Annotated in this window: 18 protein-coding genes and 2 tRNA genes; 13 read left to right on the plus strand and 7 right to left on the minus strand. The window is 57.9% G+C overall.

What is annotated here, in order from left to right:
* Nucleotides 1-31: 31 nt before the first annotated feature.
* Nucleotides 32-2,803, minus strand: coding sequence for a DEAD/DEAH box helicase (locus ACRQEC_RS08330; protein ID WP_284890496.1), 2,772 nt, complete (start codon nt 2,801-2,803; stop codon nt 32-34).
* 721 nt (nt 2,804-3,524) lie between these two features.
* On the opposite strand from ACRQEC_RS08330, the gene ACRQEC_RS08335 reads away from it, so the two are divergent.
* From ACRQEC_RS08335 to ACRQEC_RS08345, 3 genes are all read left to right on the plus strand, one after another.
* Nucleotides 3,525-3,597 (plus strand) — tRNA-Lys (locus ACRQEC_RS08335).
* 404 nt (nt 3,598-4,001) lie between these two features.
* The gene (locus ACRQEC_RS08340) at nt 4,002-4,442 is read left to right on the plus strand and encodes a hypothetical protein (RefSeq protein ID WP_284890495.1); all 441 of its coding nucleotides are present in this window, start codon (nt 4,002-4,004) and stop codon (nt 4,440-4,442) included.
* A 194-nt stretch (nt 4,443-4,636) separates the two neighbouring features.
* Nucleotides 4,637-5,128 carry an Hsp20/alpha crystallin family protein gene (locus ACRQEC_RS08345; protein WP_301575421.1) on the plus strand — a complete coding sequence of 164 codons (492 nt, stop codon included), beginning with the start codon at nt 4,637-4,639 and terminating at the stop codon, nt 5,126-5,128.
* Nucleotides 5,129-5,281: 153 nt separating this feature from the next.
* Here the strand turns inward: ACRQEC_RS08345 and ACRQEC_RS08350 are convergent, their stop codons facing one another.
* Entirely contained in the window at nt 5,282-6,169 is an 888-nt protein-coding gene (locus ACRQEC_RS08350) for an AraC family transcriptional regulator (protein WP_301575422.1), read from the minus strand.
* A 400-nt stretch (nt 6,170-6,569) separates the two neighbouring features.
* Between ACRQEC_RS08350 and ACRQEC_RS08355 the strand changes: the two genes are divergently transcribed.
* Together ACRQEC_RS08355 and ACRQEC_RS08360 are read left to right on the plus strand one after the other, a co-directional pair.
* On the plus strand, nt 6,570-8,060 hold the full coding sequence (locus tag ACRQEC_RS08355) for a sugar porter family MFS transporter (protein WP_284890492.1): 1,491 nt from the start codon (nt 6,570-6,572) through the stop codon (nt 8,058-8,060).
* Nucleotides 8,061-8,169: 109 nt separating this feature from the next.
* Nucleotides 8,170-9,291: an alpha/beta hydrolase gene (locus tag ACRQEC_RS08360; RefSeq protein ID WP_284890491.1), complete on the plus strand. Its 1,122-nt coding sequence runs from the start codon at nt 8,170-8,172 to the stop codon at nt 9,289-9,291.
* Between the two features lie 132 nt (nt 9,292-9,423).
* Here ACRQEC_RS08360 and ACRQEC_RS08365 read toward each other — a convergent pair whose 3' ends face one another.
* Together ACRQEC_RS08365 and ACRQEC_RS08370 are read right to left on the minus strand one after the other, a co-directional pair.
* The gene (locus ACRQEC_RS08365; RefSeq protein WP_026429582.1) at nt 9,424-9,855 is read right to left on the minus strand and encodes a hypothetical protein; all 432 of its coding nucleotides are present in this window, start codon (nt 9,853-9,855) and stop codon (nt 9,424-9,426) included.
* 129 nt (nt 9,856-9,984) lie between these two features.
* The gene (locus ACRQEC_RS08370) at nt 9,985-11,556 is read right to left on the minus strand and encodes an aspartate:alanine exchanger family transporter (RefSeq protein ID WP_284890489.1); all 1,572 of its coding nucleotides are present in this window, start codon (nt 11,554-11,556) and stop codon (nt 9,985-9,987) included.
* Nucleotides 11,557-11,587: 31 nt separating this feature from the next.
* On the opposite strand from ACRQEC_RS08370, the gene ACRQEC_RS08375 reads away from it, so the two are divergent.
* The 3 genes from ACRQEC_RS08375 to ACRQEC_RS08385 all read left to right on the plus strand — a co-directional run bounded on the left by ACRQEC_RS08375 (nt 11,588) and on the right by ACRQEC_RS08385 (nt 13,093).
* The gene (locus tag ACRQEC_RS08375; protein ID WP_274733471.1) at nt 11,588-12,511 is read left to right on the plus strand and encodes an ATP-grasp domain-containing protein; all 924 of its coding nucleotides are present in this window, start codon (nt 11,588-11,590) and stop codon (nt 12,509-12,511) included.
* Between the two features lie 137 nt (nt 12,512-12,648).
* Nucleotides 12,649-12,724: transfer RNA gene (locus ACRQEC_RS08380), tRNA-His, on the plus strand.
* Between the two features lie 147 nt (nt 12,725-12,871).
* The gene (locus tag ACRQEC_RS08385) at nt 12,872-13,093 is read left to right on the plus strand and encodes a hypothetical protein (protein WP_284890488.1); all 222 of its coding nucleotides are present in this window, start codon (nt 12,872-12,874) and stop codon (nt 13,091-13,093) included.
* Nucleotides 13,094-13,268: 175 nt separating this feature from the next.
* Here ACRQEC_RS08385 and ACRQEC_RS08390 read toward each other — a convergent pair whose 3' ends face one another.
* Entirely contained in the window at nt 13,269-14,648 is a 1,380-nt protein-coding gene (locus ACRQEC_RS08390) for a sugar porter family MFS transporter (protein WP_284890487.1), read from the minus strand.
* Between the two features lie 213 nt (nt 14,649-14,861).
* Entirely contained in the window at nt 14,862-15,890 is a 1,029-nt protein-coding gene (locus tag ACRQEC_RS08395) for a LacI family DNA-binding transcriptional regulator (RefSeq protein ID WP_284890486.1), read from the minus strand.
* A 314-nt stretch (nt 15,891-16,204) separates the two neighbouring features.
* On the opposite strand from ACRQEC_RS08395, the gene ACRQEC_RS08400 reads away from it, so the two are divergent.
* The 3 genes from ACRQEC_RS08400 (at nt 16,205) to araA (ending at nt 20,149) form a co-directional block, all read left to right on the plus strand.
* Nucleotides 16,205-17,866 (plus strand): xylulokinase, encoded by a 1,662-nt coding sequence (locus ACRQEC_RS08400; RefSeq protein ID WP_284890512.1) that lies wholly within the window; start codon nt 16,205-16,207, stop codon nt 17,864-17,866.
* The gene (locus ACRQEC_RS08405; protein ID WP_284890485.1) at nt 17,863-18,558 is read left to right on the plus strand and encodes an L-ribulose-5-phosphate 4-epimerase; all 696 of its coding nucleotides are present in this window, start codon (nt 17,863-17,865) and stop codon (nt 18,556-18,558) included. The genes ACRQEC_RS08400 and ACRQEC_RS08405 overlap by 4 nt, the downstream gene beginning before the upstream one ends.
* 76 nt (nt 18,559-18,634) lie before the next feature.
* Nucleotides 18,635-20,149: an L-arabinose isomerase gene (araA, locus tag ACRQEC_RS08410; RefSeq protein ID WP_284890484.1), complete on the plus strand. Its 1,515-nt coding sequence runs from the start codon at nt 18,635-18,637 to the stop codon at nt 20,147-20,149.
* Between the two features lie 236 nt (nt 20,150-20,385).
* Here the strand turns inward: araA and ACRQEC_RS08415 are convergent, their stop codons facing one another.
* Complete coding sequence (locus ACRQEC_RS08415; protein WP_284890483.1) at nt 20,386-21,159, minus strand: DeoR/GlpR family DNA-binding transcription regulator; 774 nt, start codon at nt 21,157-21,159, stop codon at nt 20,386-20,388.
* 332 nt (nt 21,160-21,491) lie between these two features.
* On the opposite strand from ACRQEC_RS08415, the gene ACRQEC_RS08420 reads away from it, so the two are divergent.
* Both ACRQEC_RS08420 and ACRQEC_RS08425 read left to right on the plus strand, forming a co-directional pair.
* Entirely contained in the window at nt 21,492-22,526 is a 1,035-nt protein-coding gene (locus ACRQEC_RS08420; protein ID WP_026428445.1) for a substrate-binding domain-containing protein, read from the plus strand.
* A gap of 132 nt (nt 22,527-22,658) precedes the next feature.
* Complete coding sequence (locus ACRQEC_RS08425) at nt 22,659-24,113, plus strand: sugar ABC transporter ATP-binding protein (RefSeq protein ID WP_435734007.1); 1,455 nt, start codon at nt 22,659-22,661, stop codon at nt 24,111-24,113.
* The last annotated feature ends 72 nt before the right edge of the window (nt 24,114-24,185 follow it).

The raw sequence follows: 24,185 nt of genomic DNA on the forward strand, positions 1-24,185 counted from the left end.
GCCGGGTAGCGGCTTTGAACCGGTAGCGGCCTCATAGTTCTCCCACGCTAATAACGTCGAGGACGGCATGCCCAGCAGCATCGCTTGCCTCAAGGTCCACAACTGCCCAGAATCCCCAGGCGTTGTCACCTGCGCCGTCGTCAAAAACTTGACGCACTAACCAGGCGCGCAGGCGCCCGGTGGCGGAGCTCAGGTTGTCCATAACGCTATCCACGTGTTCCGCAGGGACGCCGGCGGTGATGAAATCTGCTCGGTCGGGGTGTTCCAGCATGGTGACGAGTTGTGCGGAGCGTGCTTCGGGCCCAATGCCGATCTCTTGGTAGGAATCGAAGTAGGCGTCGGTAGCATCCATCCAGGTATCGCCATCCCAGACCGGGCCGCCCAGCCAGAGCGGGATGCCGTCCCCGCGGGCCACACCGGCCCCATCATCCAGGGCGGCTCGATCAAGCCAGTCGAGATTTTCGTGCGCCACGGCTTCCACGAAGCGGAAGAGTGCATTGCGGATGGAGACTCGCAGTGCGTGCGGGCTACGCGAGAGCGTGACTTTGCCATCCTCATCCGCCCCGAAAGCTCGCTCGCGGGCGCCCCCTGCGCCGCTGTCAAGATTGGCGATCTCCGTGGCGGTGATTCGGCCATCGCGCAGGGCTTCCCATTCGTCCAGCAGACTGGAATCCACCGAGCGCACCAGGCCGCCCAGCCAGCCGGTCATGTCTTCAAGATCCGGGGTGCGGGCTTCCAGCGGAACGGTTTGCCGGAGTGCTTTGTAGGTGTCCGTGAGATAACGCAGCAGGGTTCCTTCGGAACGGGCCAGGTCATAGCGAGAAATAAATTCGGAGAAGGTGATCGCGTTTTCGATCATTTCCCGCACGATGGACTTGGGGGAGAGCTGGAAATCATCCACCCACGGGTTGGTTTGCCGGTAGATCTGGAGCGCTGCGCCTAGTTCTTCCGCGAGGGGTTGCGGCCAGGTGATTTTATCTGCTTCGGCCATGCGTTCGTCATAGCCGATACCCGCGGCTTTCATGCGCCCGATGGCACGCCCGCGCGCCGCGCGTTCCTGCGCGTATAGAACCTGCATGGGGTTATCTTGGACCGCTTCGATAACCGAGATGACATCAAGGGCGTACTCGGGGCTGTCCGGATCAAGAATATCCAGCGCAGCCAGCGCGAAGGGTGCCAGCGGCTGGTTCAAAGCAAAATCAAAAGGAACTTCGCGCGCGTATTCGATGGGGGAGTGGCCCGGGTGCTCAGCCAGCCATTGCGGAGTGTGATGGAGGATCACCCCGGCGCGCTCCAGAGACATATAGATGCGGATGGCTTGCCGGATAAGCTGGTTGGATGCCGTGCGCGGTTCGTGATTATCCGTGAGTAACGTGGTGACGGCCGCGACGTTATCCCCCGGACGCTGGAACAAATTGAGCATGAGCGAGTGGGAGACCCGCATCTGGGACGTCAGAGTTTCCGGAGCGGCACCCTTGAGGTACTCAAAGGTTTTTTCCGACCACAGCACCGTATTTTCCGGGGGCTTCTTCTTTTGAATGCGGCGCTGTTTGACCGGATCATCCCCGGCACGGGCCACCAGCCGGGCATTTTCAATTTCAAATTCGGGTGCCTGCACGATCACATCGCCTTTGGTATCAAACCCGGCCCGCCCGGCCCGGCCCGCGATCTGGTGGAATTCACGTGCGCTCAGGTGCCGATTGCGCTGGCCATCAAATTTAGCCAGCCCCGTCATCACAACGGTGCGAATAGGAACGTTGATACCGACCCCGAGGGTATCTGTACCGGAAATAACCGGAAGCAGGCCCGCTTGCGCCAGCTTTTCCACGAGCCGACGGTAGCGGGGGAGGAGGCCCGCGTGGTGCACGCCGATACCGGAACGGAGCAGCTTAGAGAGAATTTTCCCGAAACCCGGCCCGAAGGAGAAATCCCCGAGGGCTTCTTGGATGCGGGCTTTCTGTTCCTTGGAAACGAGCGCGTGGGTGAGGAGAGCTTGGGCCTGCGCCACCGCTTCCCGCTGCGAAAAATGCACCACATACACGGGCGCCCGATGCGTGGAGGTGAGTTCCAGGAGGAGCTCACCGAGCGGCTGATAGGAATACGAGAAGGACAGCGGTACCGGCCGTTCCGCGTTACTCATAAGTTCGACGGCGCGCCCGGTGCGCTTCTCAAGATCCTCCGCCAGCCACGTGGTATCCCCCAACGTGGCGGAAAGAAGGACTTGCTGGGTATGGGTGAGTTCCAGAAGCGGTACTTGCCAGGCCCAACCGCGTTGCGGATCGGAGTAGTAGTGGAATTCATCCTGGACCAGCACGCCGATATCCGCAGCCGCACCATCACGCAGACTCAGGTTCGCCACGATTTCGGCGGTGGCACACACCACGGGAGCGCCGGCATTAATGGTGGAATCCCCGGTCACCATTCCCACGTTATCTGCGCCGAAAACATTGATGAGTTCGAAAAACTTTTCCGATACCAAAGCCTTGAGAGGCGCGGTGTAATACGCGGTTTTCCCGCGCGCGAGCCCGCAGAAAATGGCGGTGAGCGCAATGAGCGATTTCCCCGAGCCGGTGGGCGTGGAGACAATCATATGAGCATCATCAATAGCGGCGAGCAGCGCCTCTTCCTGATGGGGGTAAAGCGGCCGCCCGGTGCTTTCCGCCCACTGGGTGAACGCCTCATAAAGCGCGTCATCAGGCGGATTGAGCCCATACTTATCCTCCAGAAGGTCCAGGGCAACATTGAGTTGCGGACGAGGGCGCGACGCCGCGGCCCCGGGCTGATCTGACTGCTGTGAACTCATGACTTAAGGGTGCCACACTCCTACGACATAAAAATCTGCCGAAACGGATGCGCGGTGTTCATCCAGTAAATTCTGAAGAAATAGATAGCGATGTGACCGCGTTCGAATCTTTCCTGTGCAAACGGGACCCACGCGCTGTATATGCTGCAGGTACCGGCAGTCTCACTCTTATGTACGACGCCGCCGCCCATGAGCAGGGCTTTCCCTGCGCAGTAAAGGAACCGGCAGTCGCCCTGTCCTTGATCGGGGTGGCATGCTAGTTACCGGGATAGGCGCGGACGATGAGGCTGCCAAGGAAGCGGACGATGTCATTCTGTTCCCCGTGTTAGCGGGGGTAATTCTAGGTCAAGGCCGGCGATGTTTTCTTTCATGCACTGTTCCCCGTGCAAGCGAGGGGTAATTCCAAGGATTACAACAAGGGGAATACCGCTGGTATCTCTTCCTCGCGCAAGCGGGGGGCATGGGCGTGAAATGGGTGGCTGCGATAGCGCGCCGGGCGAGTGCCTGTAGACCCTTAATCTCCGGGTTAAGGGTTGCCGCAATCGCGTGGCATACCGTTTGTAGGGTGGTGAGAAGCGCGCTATCTCGCGCTTATCTGGCGGTGCGGAAGTGGTGTGAGGGAGGAAACAGCTTTAGATAGGCTTCTTAACTTGCGCTGGGTGGTGGGCCTGAGTAAAGTATCTATTCGTTGCCGCGGGCGGCAAACATAAAAGAATAACGAGCACCGCTAGCTCAATTGGCAGAGCAACTGACTCTTAATCAGTGGGTTCTGGGTTCGAGTCCCAGGCGGTGTACAGCAGGCCCCGTAGTGTTCAAGCTACGGGGTTTTCCGCATTATCGTGCGGAAAACGGTCATGTGACTAGCGTACGTCGCGGATTGGTTTTACGCCACCACTTCTCAGCACTGCGGCATAGGAGCGTTTTAGGGCTACGCGTAGGGCGGAATTGCGGATCCGTCCCGCAACTATCTAAGCGACACCTGTCGCGTTATTCTTGATCGCGAACTAAGCGGCTGGCGCGAGCGGCGTGAACGGACCGGTGTGGTTGGTGCGAGCGGTGCGAACTAGTGGCTCGAGCTGGGTGGTGCGAGCGGCGCGAACTAGTAGCTCGACCTGGGTGGCGCAAACTGAGCGGCACTGGCTGTGTGAACGGCGCGAATCGCGCGCCCGGCAGCTGTGACTGCGGTAGAGGAGTATTCATGAGCGACTGTCCCTATTTCCGGATTTCTAAGAGCGGGCTGATTGCGTTTGCTGGCGGGGTGTGGTGCCTGGCAGGAGTGAACGTCGCGCGCATTGGAGTGGAGAGTATTGCGGGCTCCACCATGGGTGCGCCCTGGATCTGCCTGCTTCCAATGCTCGTCTTCGTTGCCTTCGGGGCGATGTTCGCCAAAGTTGCCGGGAAACATATCCGGCGTATTCGCTCCCATCCGCGCCCGGCGCGGCCCTTGTGGCACTTCTTTGACGCACGCTCCTACCTCGTTATGGCCATCATGATGGGTGGCGGAATTGGCCTGCGTGCCAGCGGACTCCTGCCTGATTCCTTCATTGCTTTCTTCTATACCGGCCTGGGTGCCGCGCTCGCCGGGGCTGGCCTTCTTTTCTTCCTTGCTTTCATCCGGGATATACGCCGCGCGCGTTAGGTGGCGGTCGCGGTATGTACCTTCTCTAAACCTGAGCGCTACTGACTCAACTACTATTGAGCCTAGAGTGAACAATTACTCCTGAGTGGAACAAATACAGGGCGGTGGAGGTTGAGGTTGGTGTCAGGGCGATAGGCCCGGGCGCCGCAAGGCGCGCGGCGTCGTCGTTCATAGAAGTGAAAGAAGGATTGACCATGGCATACGATATTGATCGCACAGTGTCCAACGCGGTGGACCGGTTCCTCAGCCCCTTTGATGGCTTTTTCGCCGTTCCCACTCGGATGGTGAACGGGCGGCGTTCCGATCTGGAGAATCTCGCGCTGCAATACCGTTCGCAGCTCAAGCAAACTGAGGACGGCTACGAAGTTCTCTTCGATGTTCCCGGGTTCGCTCCGGAGGATATTGACCTCAACGTTTACCCGGATCACATCACCCTCAAGGCCTCGCAGGAAGAGGAAATTGAGGGCGGTACGCGCACGCGGTCCGTCTCCCGCAGCCTCGGCTTTGACCAGGCGGTGGATACCACCACGGTGGATGCGGATCTGAGTGATGGCGTGCTGACCGTCTCGGTGAAGACCACCGCGGGTTCGCAGGGGCGCAAGGTTCAGATTGGTTCGGCTAAGCCGGCTTCGGCAGCTCCGGCAGAAACGCCGGCAGAGGCTCCGGCCGAAACTCCGGCCGCCTAGCCTGCTGAAGCGGCTTCCGCGCCGCTAACCGTAAAAATCGAGGTGAAGGGCAGCCCCGGGATTATTCCTCCCGGTGGCTGCCCTTTGCCAACCGCATTGCCCACTGCATTGCCAACCGCTTTTCCTCGCCGCGTTTTCTTCCCCGTGCGTTTTTTACCTGCTCGTCCCTAACCGCGTTCTGCGATATTCCAGCGGCGTCATCCCGTGCCGCTCCACAAAAGCGCGATTGAGCGCCCGGGTGCTGGGGAAACCGACCCGCTGGGCAATATCTTCCAGGGTGGGGACCTGCTCCTCCATGAGTAGGTAATACGCGTCCTCGACCCGCAATTGCGTCACGTACTGTTTGAAGGTCATTCCGGTGCTAAGCCGGAAAAGTCGGCTGAAATGCTCGCGCGAATAGCCGTGCGCTTCGGCCACGCTTGCGGCGGTCAGCGGTTCCTTGTGGCGGCGCTCGATATCGCTCACAATCGCGAGAATCGTGGTGTCGGTAGCGCGGCGCACTCCGCGCGGGCGGCACCGAACAACGAAGTTCTGGTAGAGCAAAAATAGGATGTCGAAAAGAATCGCGTTAATTCCGAAAACCCGTTCCGGACCGAGCATGCGGGTGGTGTCGATCATGCGCAGGCATAAGTCAATGAGCGCTTGGCGATCCTCATCACGCGCCCGCGCTGAATCCACGGACATCACATAAAGATCAGCCTTCTTATAAATTCGTTCAATGCGGCTGCTGTCATACGTAATGGACAGAATGAGTGGCGCTTTCCCGCCGCGCGATTCCGTAATAAACGAATGGGGAGTATAGGGGCTGATAATGCAGAGTTTTCCCGGGTGGAGGGCCTCAACGCGCGAATCGATAGTCACGCTCCCGCCACCCTCCACAACGTAATTGACCTCAACTCCCGAATGCCAGTGGGTCGGAACCACTTCCGGGTGGCGGTGGACCAGCACCAGCGCTGGGTATTCGGCAGGCATGGAACCTACCTCACAAAAAGCACGATTGAGGATGGGCTCCCTCGGGCTGTGTATGCGATTATCCATCATGCTTAACTCCTCGCGGATTCATCTCTCATAGTAGCGAGCCGCCCTGGAATCTGGTTAGGTATGAGGGGATAGTTCCCAGGTATAAGGGGATAGCTCCCAGATATGAGGTGATGACCCCATTCTTCGTGAGAAAAGGTGCGAGGCCGCCAACCATGTCACGTTTGAGCATAGAGTGTGCCACATTTCGGCACTACCGCCCGGAAAATTTCGCCTAGGCTCAGTGGCGCGAGGGGTAAGGAACAGCCAAGAATCACAACGGCTGAGAAGCACAACACCAGCCAAGATTCACGCGAAGCAGGAAGTAGCACGCAGGCGCTTCACGCTACGCACTTACCCCGGCTTTCGACAGTGCCTCCTTCGAATGGGAGAAGGAGGCGGTTGATAGAGAGGAAGATGCGCAATGACGCGTAATAAAGAACAGCGCGGCACCCCGGCAAAGTCCGGTAGCCCGGCACAGTCCGGTACCCCGGCGCCAGCGGCAAAAGCCCCGCTGGACCCGGTCATCAAACGCCGCATTATTATTGTTTGCCTGGCCGCCGCCGTCGGCGGTTTTCTCTTCGGATACGACACATCCGTTATCAACGGTGCGGTCGATTCCATCGCCGGTTCCCGAACCGGCTGGGACCTGAGCGCCTTCATGAGTGGTATCTCGGTTTCCTGCGCCCTCTTCGGGTGCGTGATCGGCGCATGGTTTACCAGCCATATTGCTGATCGCCTGGGCCGTGTCCCCACAATTTTCATCGCGGCAATCCTGTTCGTGGTGTGCTCGATTTTCTCCGCGATCGCCCCGAGCGTCTGGATCTTCATTATTTTCCGATTCATTGGCGGTCTTGGCGTTGGCCTCGCCTCGGTGATCGGCCCGGCCTACATCGCTGAGGTCGCGCCGGCTCAGATGCGAGGATTCCTCGGTTCCTTCCAGCAGATGGCCATTGCTTTCGGTATCCTCGCCGCCGTGGTGGTGAATGCCACCTACGCGAAGGCTTCGGGCGGTGCCGACGAAACCTTCTGGTTCGGGATGCCCACCTGGCGCATCATGCTCCTCAGCATGATCGTGCCGGCCCTCATTATGCTCATCGTCTCCCTCAAACTCCCCGAATCCCCGCGATTCCTCGTTATGAAGGGCCGCGATGAGGAAGCTGCCGCGATTTTGAAGCGCCTCACCGGCGAACAGGATCCGGAAGGCAAAGTCCGGGAAATCCGCGCAACCCTCTCCGGCGAAAAAGCTGCGAAGCTCTCCGACCTGCGCGGCAAGACTTTCGGGCTGCGCAAGGTGGTCTGGATCGCCATGGCGGTCGCTGCCCTCCAGCAGCTCTCCGGCGTCAATATCATCCTCTACTACGATTCCTCGCTCTGGAAGTCGGTTGGTTTCAGCGAACAGCTCGCCCTGAATATTTCGGTTTACCGGACCATCGGCGCGATCATCGCGACCATCCTGGCGATGTTCATCGTTGACAAGGTGGGCCGCCGTTTCCTGCTCATCACCGGCTCCACCGTCATGACGATCTTCCTGGGAGTTGCCGCCCTTGGTTTCTACCAGGCCGAAGTCGACGGCGCATCCATCACCCTGCCGGGCATGTGGGGTCCGATTACCCTGGTCTCGGTCTACATCTTCTACCTGGCCTTCTGCTTCACCTGGGGCCCGGTCATGTGGGTTGTGCTCGGGGAGATTTTCCCGAACAACATCCGCGCCCTCGGCGTTGCGGTGGCAAGCGCGGTGAACTGGATCGCGAACTTCCTGGTCTCGACCACTTTCCCGCCCTTGAAAGATGCCATTGGCACGGGTAACGTCTACTTGCTTTACGCCGTCTTCGCTGCCGTGAGCTTGATCTTCGTGATGAAGGCGCTTCCGGAAACTGCCGGTGTTGAGCTCGAAGATATGCCGGCGGAGTAGCCGCGCGCCAATTAATCGAGTGCAATTAACTCAAGTGTCATGAGCCAAGTGCTGAATAGCCGAGTGCTGAATAGCCGAGTGCTCATGAACCAAGTAGTGAGGACAACACATGCATCCTGATACCCCGGAGAATATTGCCCGGGCCCGCACGTGGACGCCTATTGATGAGGATCTGGCCGGCGTTGACGCCGCGATCCGGCAACGCGCCATCGAGGTGCGGAAATCATTCGTTCTCGATGTTGATATCGTGCGGTGCGAACGCTGGCACATCCCGGACACGGTAGATGTCATCGCGGATATTCCCTATCTTCCCGACGGGGAAACCAACCCCTTCCACCGCCTGGATCTCTACCTTCCCCACGATGCGTACCTGCGCGGCGGCAAAGCGCTGCCGGTCTACATCGATATTCACGGAGGCGGTTTCGTCTACGGAACGAAGGATCTCAACAAGAATTTCGGAGTCCATCTCGCGGAGCGGGGTTGCGCGGTTTTCTCGCTGAGCTACCGGCTCGCCCCGGCTGCTGATTTCCTCGACCAGCTCCGCGATGTGCTCGCGGGTTGCGCCTGGATTGCGCGGCACCTCGATGATTACCCGATTGATCCGGATTCGGTTGTAATCACGGGGGATTCCGCCGGCGCGACCCTGGGGCTGTACGCGGTTGCGGCCTTGCGTAATCCTGAAATTTTCGCGGCCCTGGACGCATCTGCTCTTGCGCCGGTTGCGCCGGGAACGTCGCCTGACGCAACGGGCACCGCGCCGCACTCTCCGGCGCCTTCCGTTCTGGGGGAGGAGCGGCTCGCCGTCGCGGGCATGGCTTTCGTCTCCGGTCTTTTCGACCTCTCGGATCTGGTGCCTTTCGTTTCCGGCCGCCGCGATGGTGGGAACGACGACGCCGCCACTCCCACTCTCGCCTATCTGACGGAGATGGGGGGCTTCATCGACCGCGCCGTGCAGGTGCTCGGCGAAGAGCTACTGTGCGCCGAAAAGCTCGTTTCGCGCTGCGAGCTCCCACCGGCTTATCTGGTCACGAGTTCAGATGACTTTATCGAATTCGAGACCCTGCTCTTTGCCGGCTATCTCTCCCGCAAGGGAATCCCGGTGGAATGCCATTCCTACCGGCCCCCGCGCGGGGCCACCCTGGGCCACGTCTTCCCGGTGGGGCAGGTGTGGCTGGAGGAGAGCCGCGAGGTTCTGAGCGACCTCAAGCGTTTCGCCCTCGAATGCCGGTAGCAACGGAATATCGGTTACACCCCGGGATGCTAATAGCACCCGAAATGCCGGTAGTCCGTGGAATACCGGTCGCACCCGGAATGCCACGAGCATCCTAAAAACCGGTAGCACACGCCGGATAAGCCGAGCTCTCTACTTCGGCGCGCACTCGCTTTTCTGCCCGCGCGCCATGAGCTCGGCTTCCGGCGTGCCCTCGCGCACGTAGGTGGCCCCGGCATTCGGGGTGGCCTCATTGGCCAGCGTGATGCTCTTCCCGTCCTCGGCGAAATGCGCCACCGAGGTACCGATCTCCTTACCGTCGATATCCTTCCAGGTCACGAGGTTATTCGCTGGCTCGAAAAGCCCGGTCATCACCTGGGATTCCCCGCCGTTGCAATCCACCACCTTGGAGATCAGCTCGCGCCCGTCCACGCTCACCACGTACATAGACGCACCCGCCTGCCGCATAAAACTCCCGGCCTCGGTGGTCTCACCAGCATCGCAGCCGCCCAGCAGCAGCGCCCCCGCGCCCGCCAGGCCCAGCGCCGCCGCACTCGCCGCCGCCTTGCGCACCATATCGCGCATCTCACGCCTCACTTCCCGTATTTTCCGGAAACGGTTTCGTATCTTCGTCCCTACTTTAGCCGCGGTACGACGCCGCCGCCCGGCCCGCCCACTCGCTTCCCCGCCGCGGCTCACCTTAGTGGTGGCCCGCTACAGCACCAATACCGCGGGCACCAGGAAAATCTTGACCACAATCGAGAAAGCGAAGAGAGTGGCGTAGGCATTATCGATGCGCTCATCGCCCACTCGGGAGGTGGCCGCATCCAGCACCGCGGGCTGGCCCAGGAAACCGGCAATAGCCCCGGCGGTCCGCGGCGCGGAAAGCCGCAGCACCCAGGCGCCGGCCACCAGCAGTGCCGCGCAGGATACCAGCGTGATCACGCAGACCGTCACCGCCGCGCCCACCGCCTGCGGGGAGACCACGATCTGCGCGAAACCGGGCCCGGCCGTTAGCCCCAGACCCGCTAAAAACAGGGTGAGCCCCAGCTGGCGCATCGTCAGATTCGCGGCCTCCGGCATGGCCCACACAAAGGGCCCGGTGCGCCGCGCCGCCCCCAAGAACATTCCCGCGATGAGCGGCCCGGCCGCGGTACCCAGTTGGAACACCTGACCGCCCGGCAGCGGGAAGGTCACGAAGCCGAGCAGCAACCCGGCCACCATCCCCACCGATAGGCTCAGCACGTCGATCTCGGAAATGGAGCGCTCGGAATCCCCAAAAAGATCCGCGATGGCATCCCAGCGTTCGCGCGGGGCCACCACGGTGACCCGGTCGCCCGGCTCCAGGATGAAATCATCGCGGGCCAGCAGCTCCAGGTCCCCGCGCCGCACCCGGGTCACCACCGCGCCGTATTTGGCGGGCAGGTTGAGTTCCCCGATGGAACGCGCCGCCACATCCGGATTGGACACCACCAGGCGGTTGAAATCCACGTGGCTGCGATCATCGGCTAAGTGTTCGCTGCGCAAATGCCCGAGGTGTGCGGCGGCCGCCTCCACATCCGCCGCCAAACCAACAACAACGACGTCGTCCCCTACCTCAAGGTCCTCACCGGGGAGGGCCACCCGCACGCGCTCGCCGCGCCGCAAATACGATACCCGCACGCGCCCGTCGGCCCACTCGGGAATATCGCGCAGGTTCATGGGGTGTTCCACGGTTATGGTGCGCGGATCGAGCGAACTCCCGGCTAGCGAGGGGGTATCGCGCAGCCCCGGCCAGGCCCGCCCCACGATGAGGGAAACCAGGATAATGCCGATAATGACCGCCAGGGGATACCCGAAGGCATATCCGATAGCGGGCTGTGTGGAACCGTCCGTGAGTCGGGTAGCGGTGGCGAGCGCCGGTGCCGCCGTCGTCGCCCCTGTGAAAAGGCCCGCCAAAAACGGTCGTTCGATACCGAAAAGAATGCCCATCACCACGGCGGTGCCCGCGGCGAGGAACACCGCAACCACGGACGCCAGGAGCAAGGAAAGATTGCGCCGCAGCTGCGCGAAAAAGGCCGCGCCCGAGGCGATGCCCACCGTGTACACGAAAAGGGAGAGCCCGAGGGACTGCACCACGTCCATACCCGCCCCGAGTTCGGGGAAGCGCGCAGACATGGCCAAGCCCACAAAGAGCGCGCCGGCCGCGCCGATACGTATCCGGCCCAGCGGAATTGCCCCGAGGATGGAGCCGAGGGCCACCACAACGAAAATTGTTAATAAAGGAGAAGAGTCAAGGATCGCCACGCCATAAGACTAGCCGGGGTAGAGTTAGAGTGTGTCTGATCCCATTGTTACTCTTGCAACGAGCAAAGACTTACCGAAGCTCGACGTGGACGAGGCCGGCCTGCCCGATGCCCTGCGTGAGCGCCATATCGAACCGCGCGTCGTAGCGTGGAACGATCCCGATTACGACTGGAATAACGCCGGAGTCGTCGTTGTCCGCTCAGTTCGTGATTACGGGCGCGATCCGCAGGCTTTCATTTCCTGGGCCCGCTCCGTTCCACGGATTCTCAACCACGCTGAAATTATGGCGTGGAATTCTGATAAGCATTACCTGCGGGAATTGGAAGCGGCGGGTTTGCCGACCATTCCCACCACCTGGCTGGAACCGGAGGAAAACCTCACGAAACACCAGGTCCATACCCGTTTCCCGGCGCACGGCGATTTTGTGGTCAAGCCCGCGGTGTCCTCGGGCGGGCGCGGCACGGGGCGCTATACCGCCACCGATCCGGCTTCGCGCTCCCAGGCGATTCTGCACGCCCAGCACGAACTGGCCAAAGGGCGCAGCGTGATGGTGCAGCGCTACCTGGAGAATATCGACCGCACCGGTGAGGTCTCGCTCATCTTCCTCAACGGTCTGGCTTCCTACCGGGTGGAAAAGGCTCCGCTGCTCCACCCACGTTTCCGCAGCGCGGACCAAATCCAGGAAGAAGTGGTCTCGGTTTCCGCGGCGCGCGAATCGGAATGGCGCTGGGGCGAGCGGGTGCGCAATGTGCTGCACGGGCTCATCCGCGAACATACCGGGCGCGACCACCTGCTGCTTTTCAACCGCGTGGATATCGTGCCGGCCGCGCCGGGGGATCCGAACGAGTTTTACGTTATGGAGATTTCCCTGATCGACGGCTCGCTTTACCTGTCGCTTGATGAGAGTCACCTCAATCGTTTCGCGGACGCGATTGCGGTGCGTACGGCCTGGTAGCGGTACTAAATAGCACGACGGCGCAGCCGGGCGGGGCGCCGATTCGGCTCACAACGTGGCCGCTATCACCGCCGCTGAATTGTCTTTGCGCGCGGTGACCGGCTATAGTTGTTTATCGGCGTTCTTTCGCCGAAATGGTGGCCATAGCTCAGCTGGCAGAGCACCTGGTTGTGGTCCAGGAGGTCGCGGGTTCAAGCCCCGTTGGCCACCCCAGAGTTCAGGCTCGTTTTGAATGTTTGGAAGCAAGCAGGCGAAACGAGCCTGAGTTGTATCGCTGGTAGGGGAGGCGGGGGCCGGCCTAGGCTGCAATGCCGTTTCCGGCGGTTGGTATAAGCCATATCTGCGGAGAGAGGAGCCCTCGTGGCGAAGCGCAAAAAGAAGGATCGCGGCGGCGTACTGACCTGGGTGGGAATCATTGCCATCGCGCTCGCGAGCATCGCGGATTTTGTACTGTTCTTCTTCGATAACGGTTCCCGCTATATCCTTTACACGCTCCCGTTGTGGTTCCTTGGCATCGGGTGTTTCGCCTGGCTGGGGCGGACTGAGGAGCGCAGGAACAATACAAAACGTACCGGTAACTGATAGCTTGCAAGCGGCCGTTGATGACGGTTGACAAGCCCGCGATAGACATAGAATCGGCCCTCAGGACATCGCCGTAGACGCGAATCCTGAGGGCCGAAACTGAATATGGTAGCTCTGCCATCGGAAAGAGTGGGATTAGTCTCACCGACGGACAGATGAGTTTATACGGGTGACTCTAGCGACTGTGCTGGACTGTTGATTCATTTTCGATTTCTTCGAGGGACTTACCGCGGGTCTCAGGGACGCAGAATCGCACGAAGAGAACACCGAAAACGCAGATAATTCCGAAGACGAGGAACACGTATTCCTGTGCCATCTTGGCGGTCATAATCGGGAAGATGAGACCGACAACAAAGGATCCGATCCAGTTGAAGGAAGAGGCTAGTCCGGAGGCCCGACCGCGCACTGCCAAGGGGAAGATCTCGCCGACAAGAACCCAGGTCAACGGTGCCCAGGTGAATGAGTAGAACGCAACGTACAAGCTCAGGAACGCGACGATGATCATGGGATGCGCACCCGGCGCGATCCAGTTGATGACGGCCGGCATGATGAACGAGAGTGCCATGAGCGTTCCGCCTAGCGTAAGAAGGGTGCGGCGGTTAAAGCGTTCAGCGATGGCGATGAATACCAGGGAACCGGCTACCAAGATTACGCCTTGCACGATTGCCCACATCAGTGCATCAGAAGCGGGTACTCCCGTGGCTTCTTCGACAATGAGCGGAATGTAGTAGAAGATCGCATTTGCGCCCTGGAACTGCTGGAACGCTGCGACACCAACGCCGGCCATGACGAGGTAACGGTAGCGAGAGCTGAATAGCGTTCCCCAGCTTGAAGCTGCTGCATTAGCGCTTTCGATGGTTGCGGTATTCCTGATTTGCTCAATTTCGGCGTCGATTTCGTCGGCGTTGCGAACATAGCTAAGTACTTGTCGTGCTTCTTCAATTTTTCCGCGCCGGACGAGGAATCGGGGAGACTCGGGAAGGCGCAAGACGCCGAAGAAAAGGATGACGGCAGGGACTGCTGCCGCGGTGAGCATAAGCCGCCAAGCGAGGGAGTGTTCCAGTCCCTTGAGCAAGTAATCCACGATGTAGGACAGGAGCATTCCAGAAACGATCATCGTCTGGTTCAATCCCGAGAGATTACCGCGCAATTTCGCCGGGGCGAGCTCGGACATATACGCAGGGACAAGCGCGGAGGCCGCGCCGACCGCGAGGCCCAAGAGAATGCGCATGATGATGAGGTAAACGGCACCTTCATCAGGTGCGATACCGCAGAGGATTGAGCCAACGCAGAAGATAACGGCAGCGGCGAGAATCATATTGCGGCGGCCAAATCGGTCCGATAGTTGACCGGCCAAAGCTCCACCAAAAATGGCCCCAAACATAACGCCGGAGGTAATCCACCCCACGATAGAAGCGGAATCGGCCAGTTCCCAATCTGTAAGGAGGAATGGCAAAGCGCCGGTCATCACGCCAATGTCATATCCAAAGAGAATTCCGCCGAATGCTCCGAAGAAATAAATGAAGCGTCCAGAAATCTTTTTATCTGTAGTCATAACAGCCCCTCCGAGACTACGCAGTCTCCCTACGTCCCGCCCACGTCATTATGGCGAGAGGAATGCAGAATGTTAGCGCTAACGTCTACGCTGGTTTCAGCCTAAGAGAGTGGGGGACGCTTCGTCAAGGGCTTAAGGTCTATTTGCGTAACGGAGGGTATCTACTTTTGGTCCGCACGGCGGAGTGGTGATTTGGACTCCCTTTTGGATTGATTAGTCCGTCTGGGTTACTGCCGGTGAAGTGGAGTCTCGTACGATCAGGCGTGCGGGAACCGGAGAAACGTCGGGTTCTTTCCCGGAAATCAGGTCTAGGACAGCATCGATGACGCGTTGACCGAGTGTGGCGAAGTCCTGGCCAACGGTGGTGAGGGCTGGGGTGTAGTACTCCGTGCCGGATACGTTATCGAATCCAACCACTGACATATCGCGTGGAACGCTTATCCCACATTTATGTAAGGCGGCCAGGAGTCCTAAAGCCATCTCATCGTTTGCGGAAAAGACTGCGGTGGGGCGGTTTGCTGGTTCTTGCGTGGCCAGGGTGATTCCTGCTTGGAAGCCTGATTTGGCGCTCCAATCCCCGTCGGTTTCCTGGATCCTCACACCAAGTTCGCGTGCCTGGGACAGTGCGGCACGGCGACGGAGTTGGGCATCTGTCCAGTCCTCGGGGCCGTTGAGGAGGAGGATATGGCTGTGGCCAAGTTGGGCTAGGTGGCGGATGGCGGCGCGGGCTCCACCGCTTTGATCAACGCTCAAGGCTGATAGTGAATCAGTGCCTTCAACTTCGGGGCCGACCATGATGATGGGGACGTTGTTTTCGAATTGTTCGGCGTAGCGTGACATGGACTCGCGGGCGGCAATGACGATGATGGCGTCAACGGAGCGTTCGAGGAATTGGTTGATGACTTCCCCGAATTCTTGCTCATTGGCGGTGCGGATGGTGCCGAGCAGAGTGGTGTAGCCGTGATGGCGTGCTGCTTGTTCAAGAGAAGCGAGGGTGTGAGTGGGGCCGAAGAGGAAGGATCCAACGGCGATAACCCCGATGAGGAAGGACTGGTTGGTTGCCAGAGTGCGTGCGGAGTTGTTCCTGCGGTATCCGAGTGTGGCGATAGCATCCTGGACGCGCTGGCGTGTTTCGGGGCGGACTCCGGGGAAATCGTTGACCACGCGGGAAACGGTTTGGTGAGAAACTCCCGCGATTTGGGCAACTTCTGCCATTGAGGGTGCCCGTTTGATCTGAGCCACGAGGTTCTCCTTCGCGTTTAATAGGTGAATTCACCACCGCCATTCTTGTGTTACATTGCCAGGCTGGCGGACACGGTTCCGTTTCGAAGACCGCTGGAATGGCGAGTAATCGCACTCATGCAGTTTATATCGTCAATAGAGTTTTATCGCCCTTGCTATTTTTGAGGATGTGACGTTAGACTGGCAGCAAGATGTTAGCGATAACACTCGGTGGTGGCAGATAGATGACACCCCGGATAGGCTCGTGCTGGATTTACTTGTATGAACTAAATCCGTAGACAATCTCGACTGCGTACTCGAAGGAGAGTGACGTGATGGAACAACGTGATACCCAGGAATTGCTGCGCGGTGGCAAGGTTGGGCTTGGTATTGAGCTTGGTTCTACCCGGATTAAAGCGTGTGCTGTTTTACCTAGTGGGCGTCAGATCGCGCAGGGTGTCTTCGCGTGGGAGAACCATTTCAAGGATGGGCATTGGACGTACCCGCTCGATTCTGTGTGGGAGGGTGTTGCGGGTGCTTACGCGATGCTCGCCGATGAGTGCGAGCAGAAATTCGGGGTGCGCCCACAGCGGTTTGTGGCTATTGGTATTTCCGCGATGATGCACGGATACCTGGCTTTCGATAAAAACGATGAGCTTCTTGTTCCGTTCCGGACCTGGCGGGATACCACGACAGGAGAAGCGGCCGGGAAGCTGACGGATCTTTTCGGGGTGACAGTCCCGCTGCGGTGGTCGATTTCTCACTACTATCAAGCCCTACTCGATAAGGAAGAACATGTCGACCGGGTAGCGTTTTTGACGACGCTGTCGGGTTATGTGCATTGGCACCTGACTGGTGAGAAAGTGTTGGGGGTGGGGGATGCCTCTGGAATGTTCCCCATCACCCGCAGCGAGGATGCCAGCAAGGCCGGGCGGCCTGGTTATGATCCGCGGTGTTTAGCCTTGTTTAAGGACGCGACCGGTATAGCTGTAGAGGGCTTGTTGCCGCGTGTGATGGTTGCCGGCGAGGAAGCGGGCACGCTTACTGCTGAGGGTGCTCGGCTTCTTGACCCGTCTGGGGTGCTCCAGCCTGGTATCAGGTTTGCTCCACCCGAGGGGGATGCGGGTACGGGCATGGTTGCAACCAATGCGGTGCGACCGCGTACGGGCAATGTTTCGGTTGGTACCTCGATTTTCTTGATGGCTGTCCTCGAGCAGGCACTTACTTCTGCACACCCGGAGATTGACCCGGTGACTACCCCGGTGGGTGATCCGGTGGCGATGGTGCATTGTAATAACGGCGCTGATGAACTAGCCCGCTGGGTCGAGTTATTCGCCCAGGTAGCCAGCCGGCTCAACCCTAGTGGCGATGTGAGTCTTGACGCGGTATATGAAGCAGTCCTGGGCGCAGCACTCGAAGGAGAAACAGACGCGGGAGGTATTCTCGCGTTCAATAACCTGGCCGGTGAACCTATCGTGAAACTAGATGAGGGCCGCCCGGTAGTTACCCGCTCCCCGGGGGCAGTGTTGAGTTTGGGTAATTTCATGCGTGCCCAGGTGTATTCCACGTTCGCTGCCCTAGCACTAGGGTTGCGGGTTTTAGGTGGTGAGAATGCTGGGCTAGATGTTTTATGTGCTCATGGGGGAGTGTTCAGAACGAAACTAGTCATGCAACGCCTCCTGGCCGCAGCGACAGGTACACCGATTACTGTGCGTGAGGGCGCGGCTGAGGGTGGCGCGTGGGGGATGGCGTTACTGGCCTTGTTCACCGCACGCGGGGGTGGAAACCTTGCTGATTTCCTGGATGAAGAAATATTTGCTTCTTCTACTGCTTCCACGATTGCACCAGCGCGGGCAGAGGTAGAAGGCTTTGCCAGGTTCCTTGACCTGTACGAAGCGGGTTTGCCGATAGTAGAACGAGCGGTTGATTGTCTACCGGCCTGGATGCCCGCAAGTGAGGAAGATACTCCGATCAACGTGGAAGGAGACGTGTCGTGAAACAGTACTCGAGTGATGTGCGAGAGAAAATCGCGGTGACCCGCAAGGTTGTTAGTGATCTGCATGGTGAGCTGATTCGCTGGAATCTGGTGGTGTGGACGGCGGGGAATGTGTCCCAGAGGGTTGTTGTGGGGCAGACTCCGAGCTTGGATGATTTGTTGGTGATCAAGCCGTCTGGGGTGCGGTATCACGAGCTTAGCCCGGAGAAGATGGTTGTTTGTGATCTAGAAGGAAACCTTGTTGAGGGTGATTATGCGCCGTCGTCGGATACCGCGGCTCATGCGTATGTGTATGCGCATATGCCCGAGGTTGGGGGGATTGTTCATACGCATTCGACGTATGCGACGGCGTGGGCGGCGCGTGGGGAAGAGATTCCTTGTGTGTTGACGATGATGGCTGACGAGTTCGGGGGCCCCATCCCTGTTGGTCCTTTCGCTGTTATTGGTGATGATTCGATTGGGCGTGGGATCGTAGCAACGCTTCGTGGTTCGCGTTCGCCTGCGGTGTTGATGCAAAACCATGGGCCTTTCACTATCGGGGCGACAGCGGAGGCGGCGGTGAAGGCTGCTGCGATGGTTGAGGAAGTAGCGAAGACCGTGCATGTGGCCAAGAGTTTGGGAGAGCCTGTCGTGATCGCGCAAGAGAATATCGACCGGTTGTATGACCGGTACAGCAACATCTACGGACAATAAACCTCCGCAAATAAAACGTGGCAAGAAAACACGAAAAGAGTTTTAACCAATACCAATCCGATACAAAGGAGTAACGATGAAGAATCCCTTCGAAAATAAAGAGATCTGGTTCCTGACGGGGAGTCAATTCCTCTACGGTCCGGAGACCTTGGATCAGGTAGCGTCCCAGTCGCAAACCATAGCGACTACGCTCAATGATTCACCGGATATCCCGGTGAAAATCGTGTGGAAGCCAGTTTTGACAACATCGGAGGATATTCTCCGTACCTTCCTTGAAGCCGGCGCGAACGATGATGTTGTTGGGGTTATCGCCTGGATGCATACTTTCTCCCCGGCAAAGATGTGGGTACGCGGCCTGGAAGCATCCCGTAAACCGCTGCTGCACTTGCATACCCAGATTGACAAGGTCATGCCCTGGGAACGCATGGACATGGACTTCATGAATCTCAACCAGGCCGCCCACGGGGACCGCGAATTCGGATACATCCTCACCCGCATGGGGGTCGCTCGAACAACAGTGGTAGGCCATTACACCGATACGGAAGTCCATGAAGAAGTCGGCACCTGGGTGCGAGCCGCGGTGGGCTGGAACGAAGCACAACACCTGCGGGTGGTGCGTTTCGGAGATAATATGCGCAACGTCGCAGTGACCGAAGGGGATAAGACCGAAGCGGAAATCCGTTTCGGTACTTCGATTAATACCTGGGGTATCAACGAGCTAGTAGAAGCCATCGATAAGGTCAGTGAATCCGATGTAGACGAACTCATCGAGGCATACCTTGAGTCCTATGATGTTGATCCACAGTTGCGTCCGGGTGGGGAACGCGCTGAATCGCTCCGGTATGGGGCTCGTCAGGAAATCGCATTGCGGGCCTTCCTGGAAGAAGCAGGAGCCGGCGCGTTCACCGATACGTTCGAAGATCTAGGAGCTCTCAAGCAATTGCCCGGGCTTGCCGTGCAGCGTTTGATGGCCGACGGGTATGGCTTTGGTGCTGAAGGTGACTGGAAGACCGCTGTTCTGGTGCGCCTGGCGAAGGTCATGGGGTACGGACTTCCGGGTGGTGCTTCTCTGATGGAGGACTACTCCTATAACTTGGTTCGTGGCGAGGAAAAGATTCTCGGTGCCCACATGCTTGAGGTATGCCCGAGTATTACGAACGACAAGCCGAAGCTGGAGATCCACGAGCTCGGTATTGGCGGTAAGGATGACCCGGTGCGGTTAGTCTTCACTGCTTCTCCGGCTGAAGGCGTGGTTATCGCGATGTCGGATGTGCGAGATCGTTTCCGTTTGGTTGCGAATAAGGTGAAGGTTGTTGAGCCGGATAAGCCCTTGCCTAATCTTCCTGTTGCGCGGGCGGTATGGCAGCCTCTTCCGGATTTCCAAACCTCAACTCGTTGCTGGCTGGAGACGGGGGCGGCTCACCATACCGCGCTTACTACCCAGGTTGGTATTGATGTATGGCGTGCGTTCGCGAAGATCGCGGGTGTCGAACTAGCGGTGATCGACGAGAACACCAAGTACCACTCGTTTAGCGAGCACCTGCGCTGGAACTCGGTCTACTACCGGATCGAACAAAATCTGCAGGCGTAGCACATAGTCAAAGTAACGGCGGGCGGGCGGAAATGTTCGCCCGCCGTTTTCTGCACAGATGAGATGAGTAGAAGATACAAATTGCTGAGCGCCTGACTCCATTGAGCCGCGTCAGGAAGTCGGGTTTTGTGGTGTGGTGGCAAATATGAAGTGCCATGGTGAGTGTTTTTTATCCGTACGTCACCATGGCGTTCAATATCCGTGCCCGCATTTGCGGCGGGCACGGCCTCATCTCCCTATTTCTCGTTTTCAGGTGAATCTTTTTCCTCATGTCGGGCGGGGAAGGGCGCGCGAATAAGTGGAATCGGGTAGGAAGCCGCTTTGAGTGGATCCATGAGTGCATCCGTGATCCCAGCAGTAAAGCTTTCCAAACCTAGAACTTTGTAAAGCGCTTCGCGCCCAAACTTAGTCGAATCTGCGACGAAGAATGCTTCTGATGCGATTGACCGAATTTTTCGCAGGAGCTCGAGGTTGTAGCTGGAATTTCCGTAGACTCCACTTTCCATCACCGAGCTTGCCCCAAAAACGGCAACGTTGACTCGGATGCGATCCAGCTGGTCCACGGCAACGGGACCCCACATATGAGTTTTCATGGGTAGGAGATCACCGCCGATAAAAACCAGATTGAGGGATGGCTTTTTGAGGATTTCCATCCCGACGAGAAGATCGTGGGTGACGACGGTCAGATTTCTATGTTGCAGTGCTTTCGCGACTTCCAGGCAGGTGCTTCCCGTGTCAATGAATACCGTTTGCCCTTCGAGAAGCCTTTCGGCCATTGCCGGGCCAATAGCGCGTTTCTCTCGTAAGTGAGCAATGGGGATATCGTCGTCAGAATCATCCATGGCAGGTAGCGCGCCCCCGTGCGTGCGTTGTATTTCGCCATGTTCGGAAAGCCAGTCAAGGTCACGGCGAATTGTCGACACATTAACGTGAAAACGTTTTGCGAGCGAAGCGACTGATTGAAAACCCGTGTCTTGGAGAATTCGCAGGATCTGGTCTCGTCGACCCATAGCGCCTCCTAAAATGAATGGTGAGGTGCTAAAAACTCCATTTCCATGCACCTCGCTTATATTTTAACGTTTTTTAACGGGAACGTACCGCCACACGGACGAAGCAGTACGCGTAGATATCATATCCGTCCTAACGGTACGGAAACGGATCACGTCGATAATTCTACAGGAAAACGAACTATTACGTGCGCGAAATCGCGCAATAAAAAGCTGGTACCGAGCAAAAAACTGTTGTAATATGGCAAGCGTGCGCAGTGGTGCGCGCATATGTTGAGGTCATAAAGGCGTGATCCGTTGGAATCAAGTGATTCCACCAAAATTAGGAGGTGCACATGAAGCTCCGTACATGTCTCGCAATGCTTGCCACGGGCAGTCTGTTCTTATCTGCTTGTGGCTCGGTTGGCGGAGCGGGGAATAATTCTGGAGGGGAAGCCGGTGCTGGCTCCCCGGATAACAAGACGATGGTCACCGTTGTCAAGGTGAAGGGAATCGCTTGGTTTGATCGCATGGATGAAGGCGTCGTCGAGTGGGGTAAGGAAAACGGTTACGATACCCGCACCGAAGGTGGCGACGACGTCAGTCCTGAGAAACAAATCCAGGTGATCCAGGACCTGATCGCGCAGAAACCCGCCGCGATCACCGTCGTTCCGAATTCCCCCGAAGCGCTATCCGCTGTTTTGGCGCAGGCTAAGCAGCAAGGAATTAAGGTGGTCGCCCACGAAGCCACCGGAATTCAGAATGTTGATATTGACATCGAAGCCTTCGATAACGTGAGCTACGGCGAACAGATTATGGAAAACATCGGGCAATGCACCGGTGGCGAAGGCAAGTACGTTCAGTTCGTTGGCGGGCTGACGGCTAAGACTCATATGGAATGGGTTGAGGCTGCCTATAAGTACCAGCAGGAAAAGTTCCCGAATATGCAGCGCGTCGAGACTCCTATTGAGAGTACCGACAACGAAACCGCCGCATACGAAAAGGCTAAGGAAATTCTTGGTAAGTACCCGGATATCAAGGCATTCCAGGGCTCTGCGGGCAATGACGTGCCCGGAATCGCGCGTGCGGTAGAGGAAGCTGGTCTTCAGGACAAGGTGTGCGTGATGGGAACGTCCATTCCTTCCGCTGCCTCGAAGTACCTTGCTAACGGCTCTATTGACAAGATTTTCTTCTGGGATCCCGCTCTTGCCGGCAAGGCCCAGCTTGAAATTGCCAAGCGGCTCGCGAATGGCGAAACCATCGAAACGGGTACCGATCTGGGAATTGAGGGATATCGCTCCCTCAAGAAGCTCGAAGGGTACGACAACGTTTGGGTTGGTGATGCCTCAATTGAGGCCGATGCCGAGAAGGCTAAACAGTTCAAGTTCTAGAAGTTAATCGAATTGGTCGCGGGCCGAAGTTTCTTCGGGAAGTTACTTCGGCCTGCGACCTCACTAGGAGGAGTGTACGTGAACACTTCAGCTCAGTCTGATGCTTCTTATTTCTTAGAGGCAAGAGACATAGTGAAGACCTTCGACGGTGTTACTGCACTCGCCGGTGTCTCGTTGAAAGTGAAATCCGGTGAAGTACTGTGTTTGGCTGGCGAGAACGGTTGCGGTAAATCCACTCTGATTAAGGTCATTTCTGGAGTTCTCTCACCCGATAGCGGACAGATTGTTGTCGAAGGGCATTCGTACAGCAAGCTGACACCGCTCGAGGCGATGGAGTTGGGAATCCAGGTTATTTACCAAGATTTCTCGCTCTTCCCCAATCTTTCAGTTGCGGAAAACATTGTGGTAACCCGCTCGGTATCGAAGCGGAGGAAGATCTTTAACCGGTCATCTGCTCGAGCTCGAGCCAAAGAAGTTATCGACAGCCTGAAGGTTCACCTCGATCTCGATGCCGAAGTGGAGTCTTTATCCGTTGCTGATCGCCAGCTGACGGCAATTTGTCGAGCGCTGTGCTCGGATGCTCGGTTGCTCATCATGGATGAACCAACAACAGCTCTGACGCAACGCGAGGTGAAGAGACTCTTTGCGGTGGTGGAGAATCTGCGCTCCCAGGGCGTTGCTTTAGTCTTCGTATCTCACAAGCTCGATGAGGTAACTCAGATCGCATCCAGGATTTCCATTATGCGATCCGGTGAGAACGTCATCGAAAGCGCCGTTGAGGATTTCGATAACGAGAAAATCGCCGAATACATGACCGGAAAGACCCTTGATGTTTCCCGGCATGTGGTGACTCCCAAAGAAGGCGAACCGATGCTGCGAGTTCGCGGGCTGTCGTCGCCGGGCCGGCTCGCGGATATTTCCTTTGACGTGCGCGCCGGGGAGGTCGTCGGTTTCACGGGCCTACTGGGTTCCGGGCGTTCCGAGATCGCCGAAGCTCTCTTCGGCATCCTTCCCCATGACTCCGGGGAAATTTCGGTTGAGGGGAAGCCGGTCAAAATCACCTCGATTCAAGATTCCCTCAAAGCCCAGATCGGATATGTTCCTGAAGACCGACTCACGGAGGGCCTCTTCCTAGATAAACCCATTTCCGACAACATGATCGCGGCGTCGATTGATCGCCACACATCGAAGACGGGAACTCTCCAGAAAAAAGACATTCGCGAAACGATTGGCCAATACTTCAAGTCCTTGAAGATCAAGGCTCCGAATGTTGCGGCCCCGGTTCGATCACTTTCGGGTGGTAATGCACAACGCGTCGTCGTAGCGAAATGGCTTGCGCGGGAGCCGAAGGTTCTTATTCTCAACGGCCCGACGGTCGGCGTGGATGTCGGTTCCAAGGCTGAGATCCTTCAGATTCTGCGCGAACAGGCGGAAAACGGAATCGCGATCATCATTATTTCCGACGACGCGCCAGAACTCGTTGCGTGCTGTAACCGCGTATTTATTACGACGGCGGGGCGCATCAGCAGCGAGCTCGTAGGCGATGAGGTGACGGTTGAGACGATCAGAGAGCGAGTAGTCGCATGAGAAAACAAATAACACGAGCGGGTAAAACTCCGATCTGGTCGCAGCTACGGGGCCAGAATAACGAGGGAATTC

Origin of the sequence: Actinotignum saccati (genome assembly GCF_051265055.1) — a bacterium.
GTDB lineage: Bacteria > Actinomycetota > Actinomycetes > Actinomycetales > Actinomycetaceae > Actinotignum.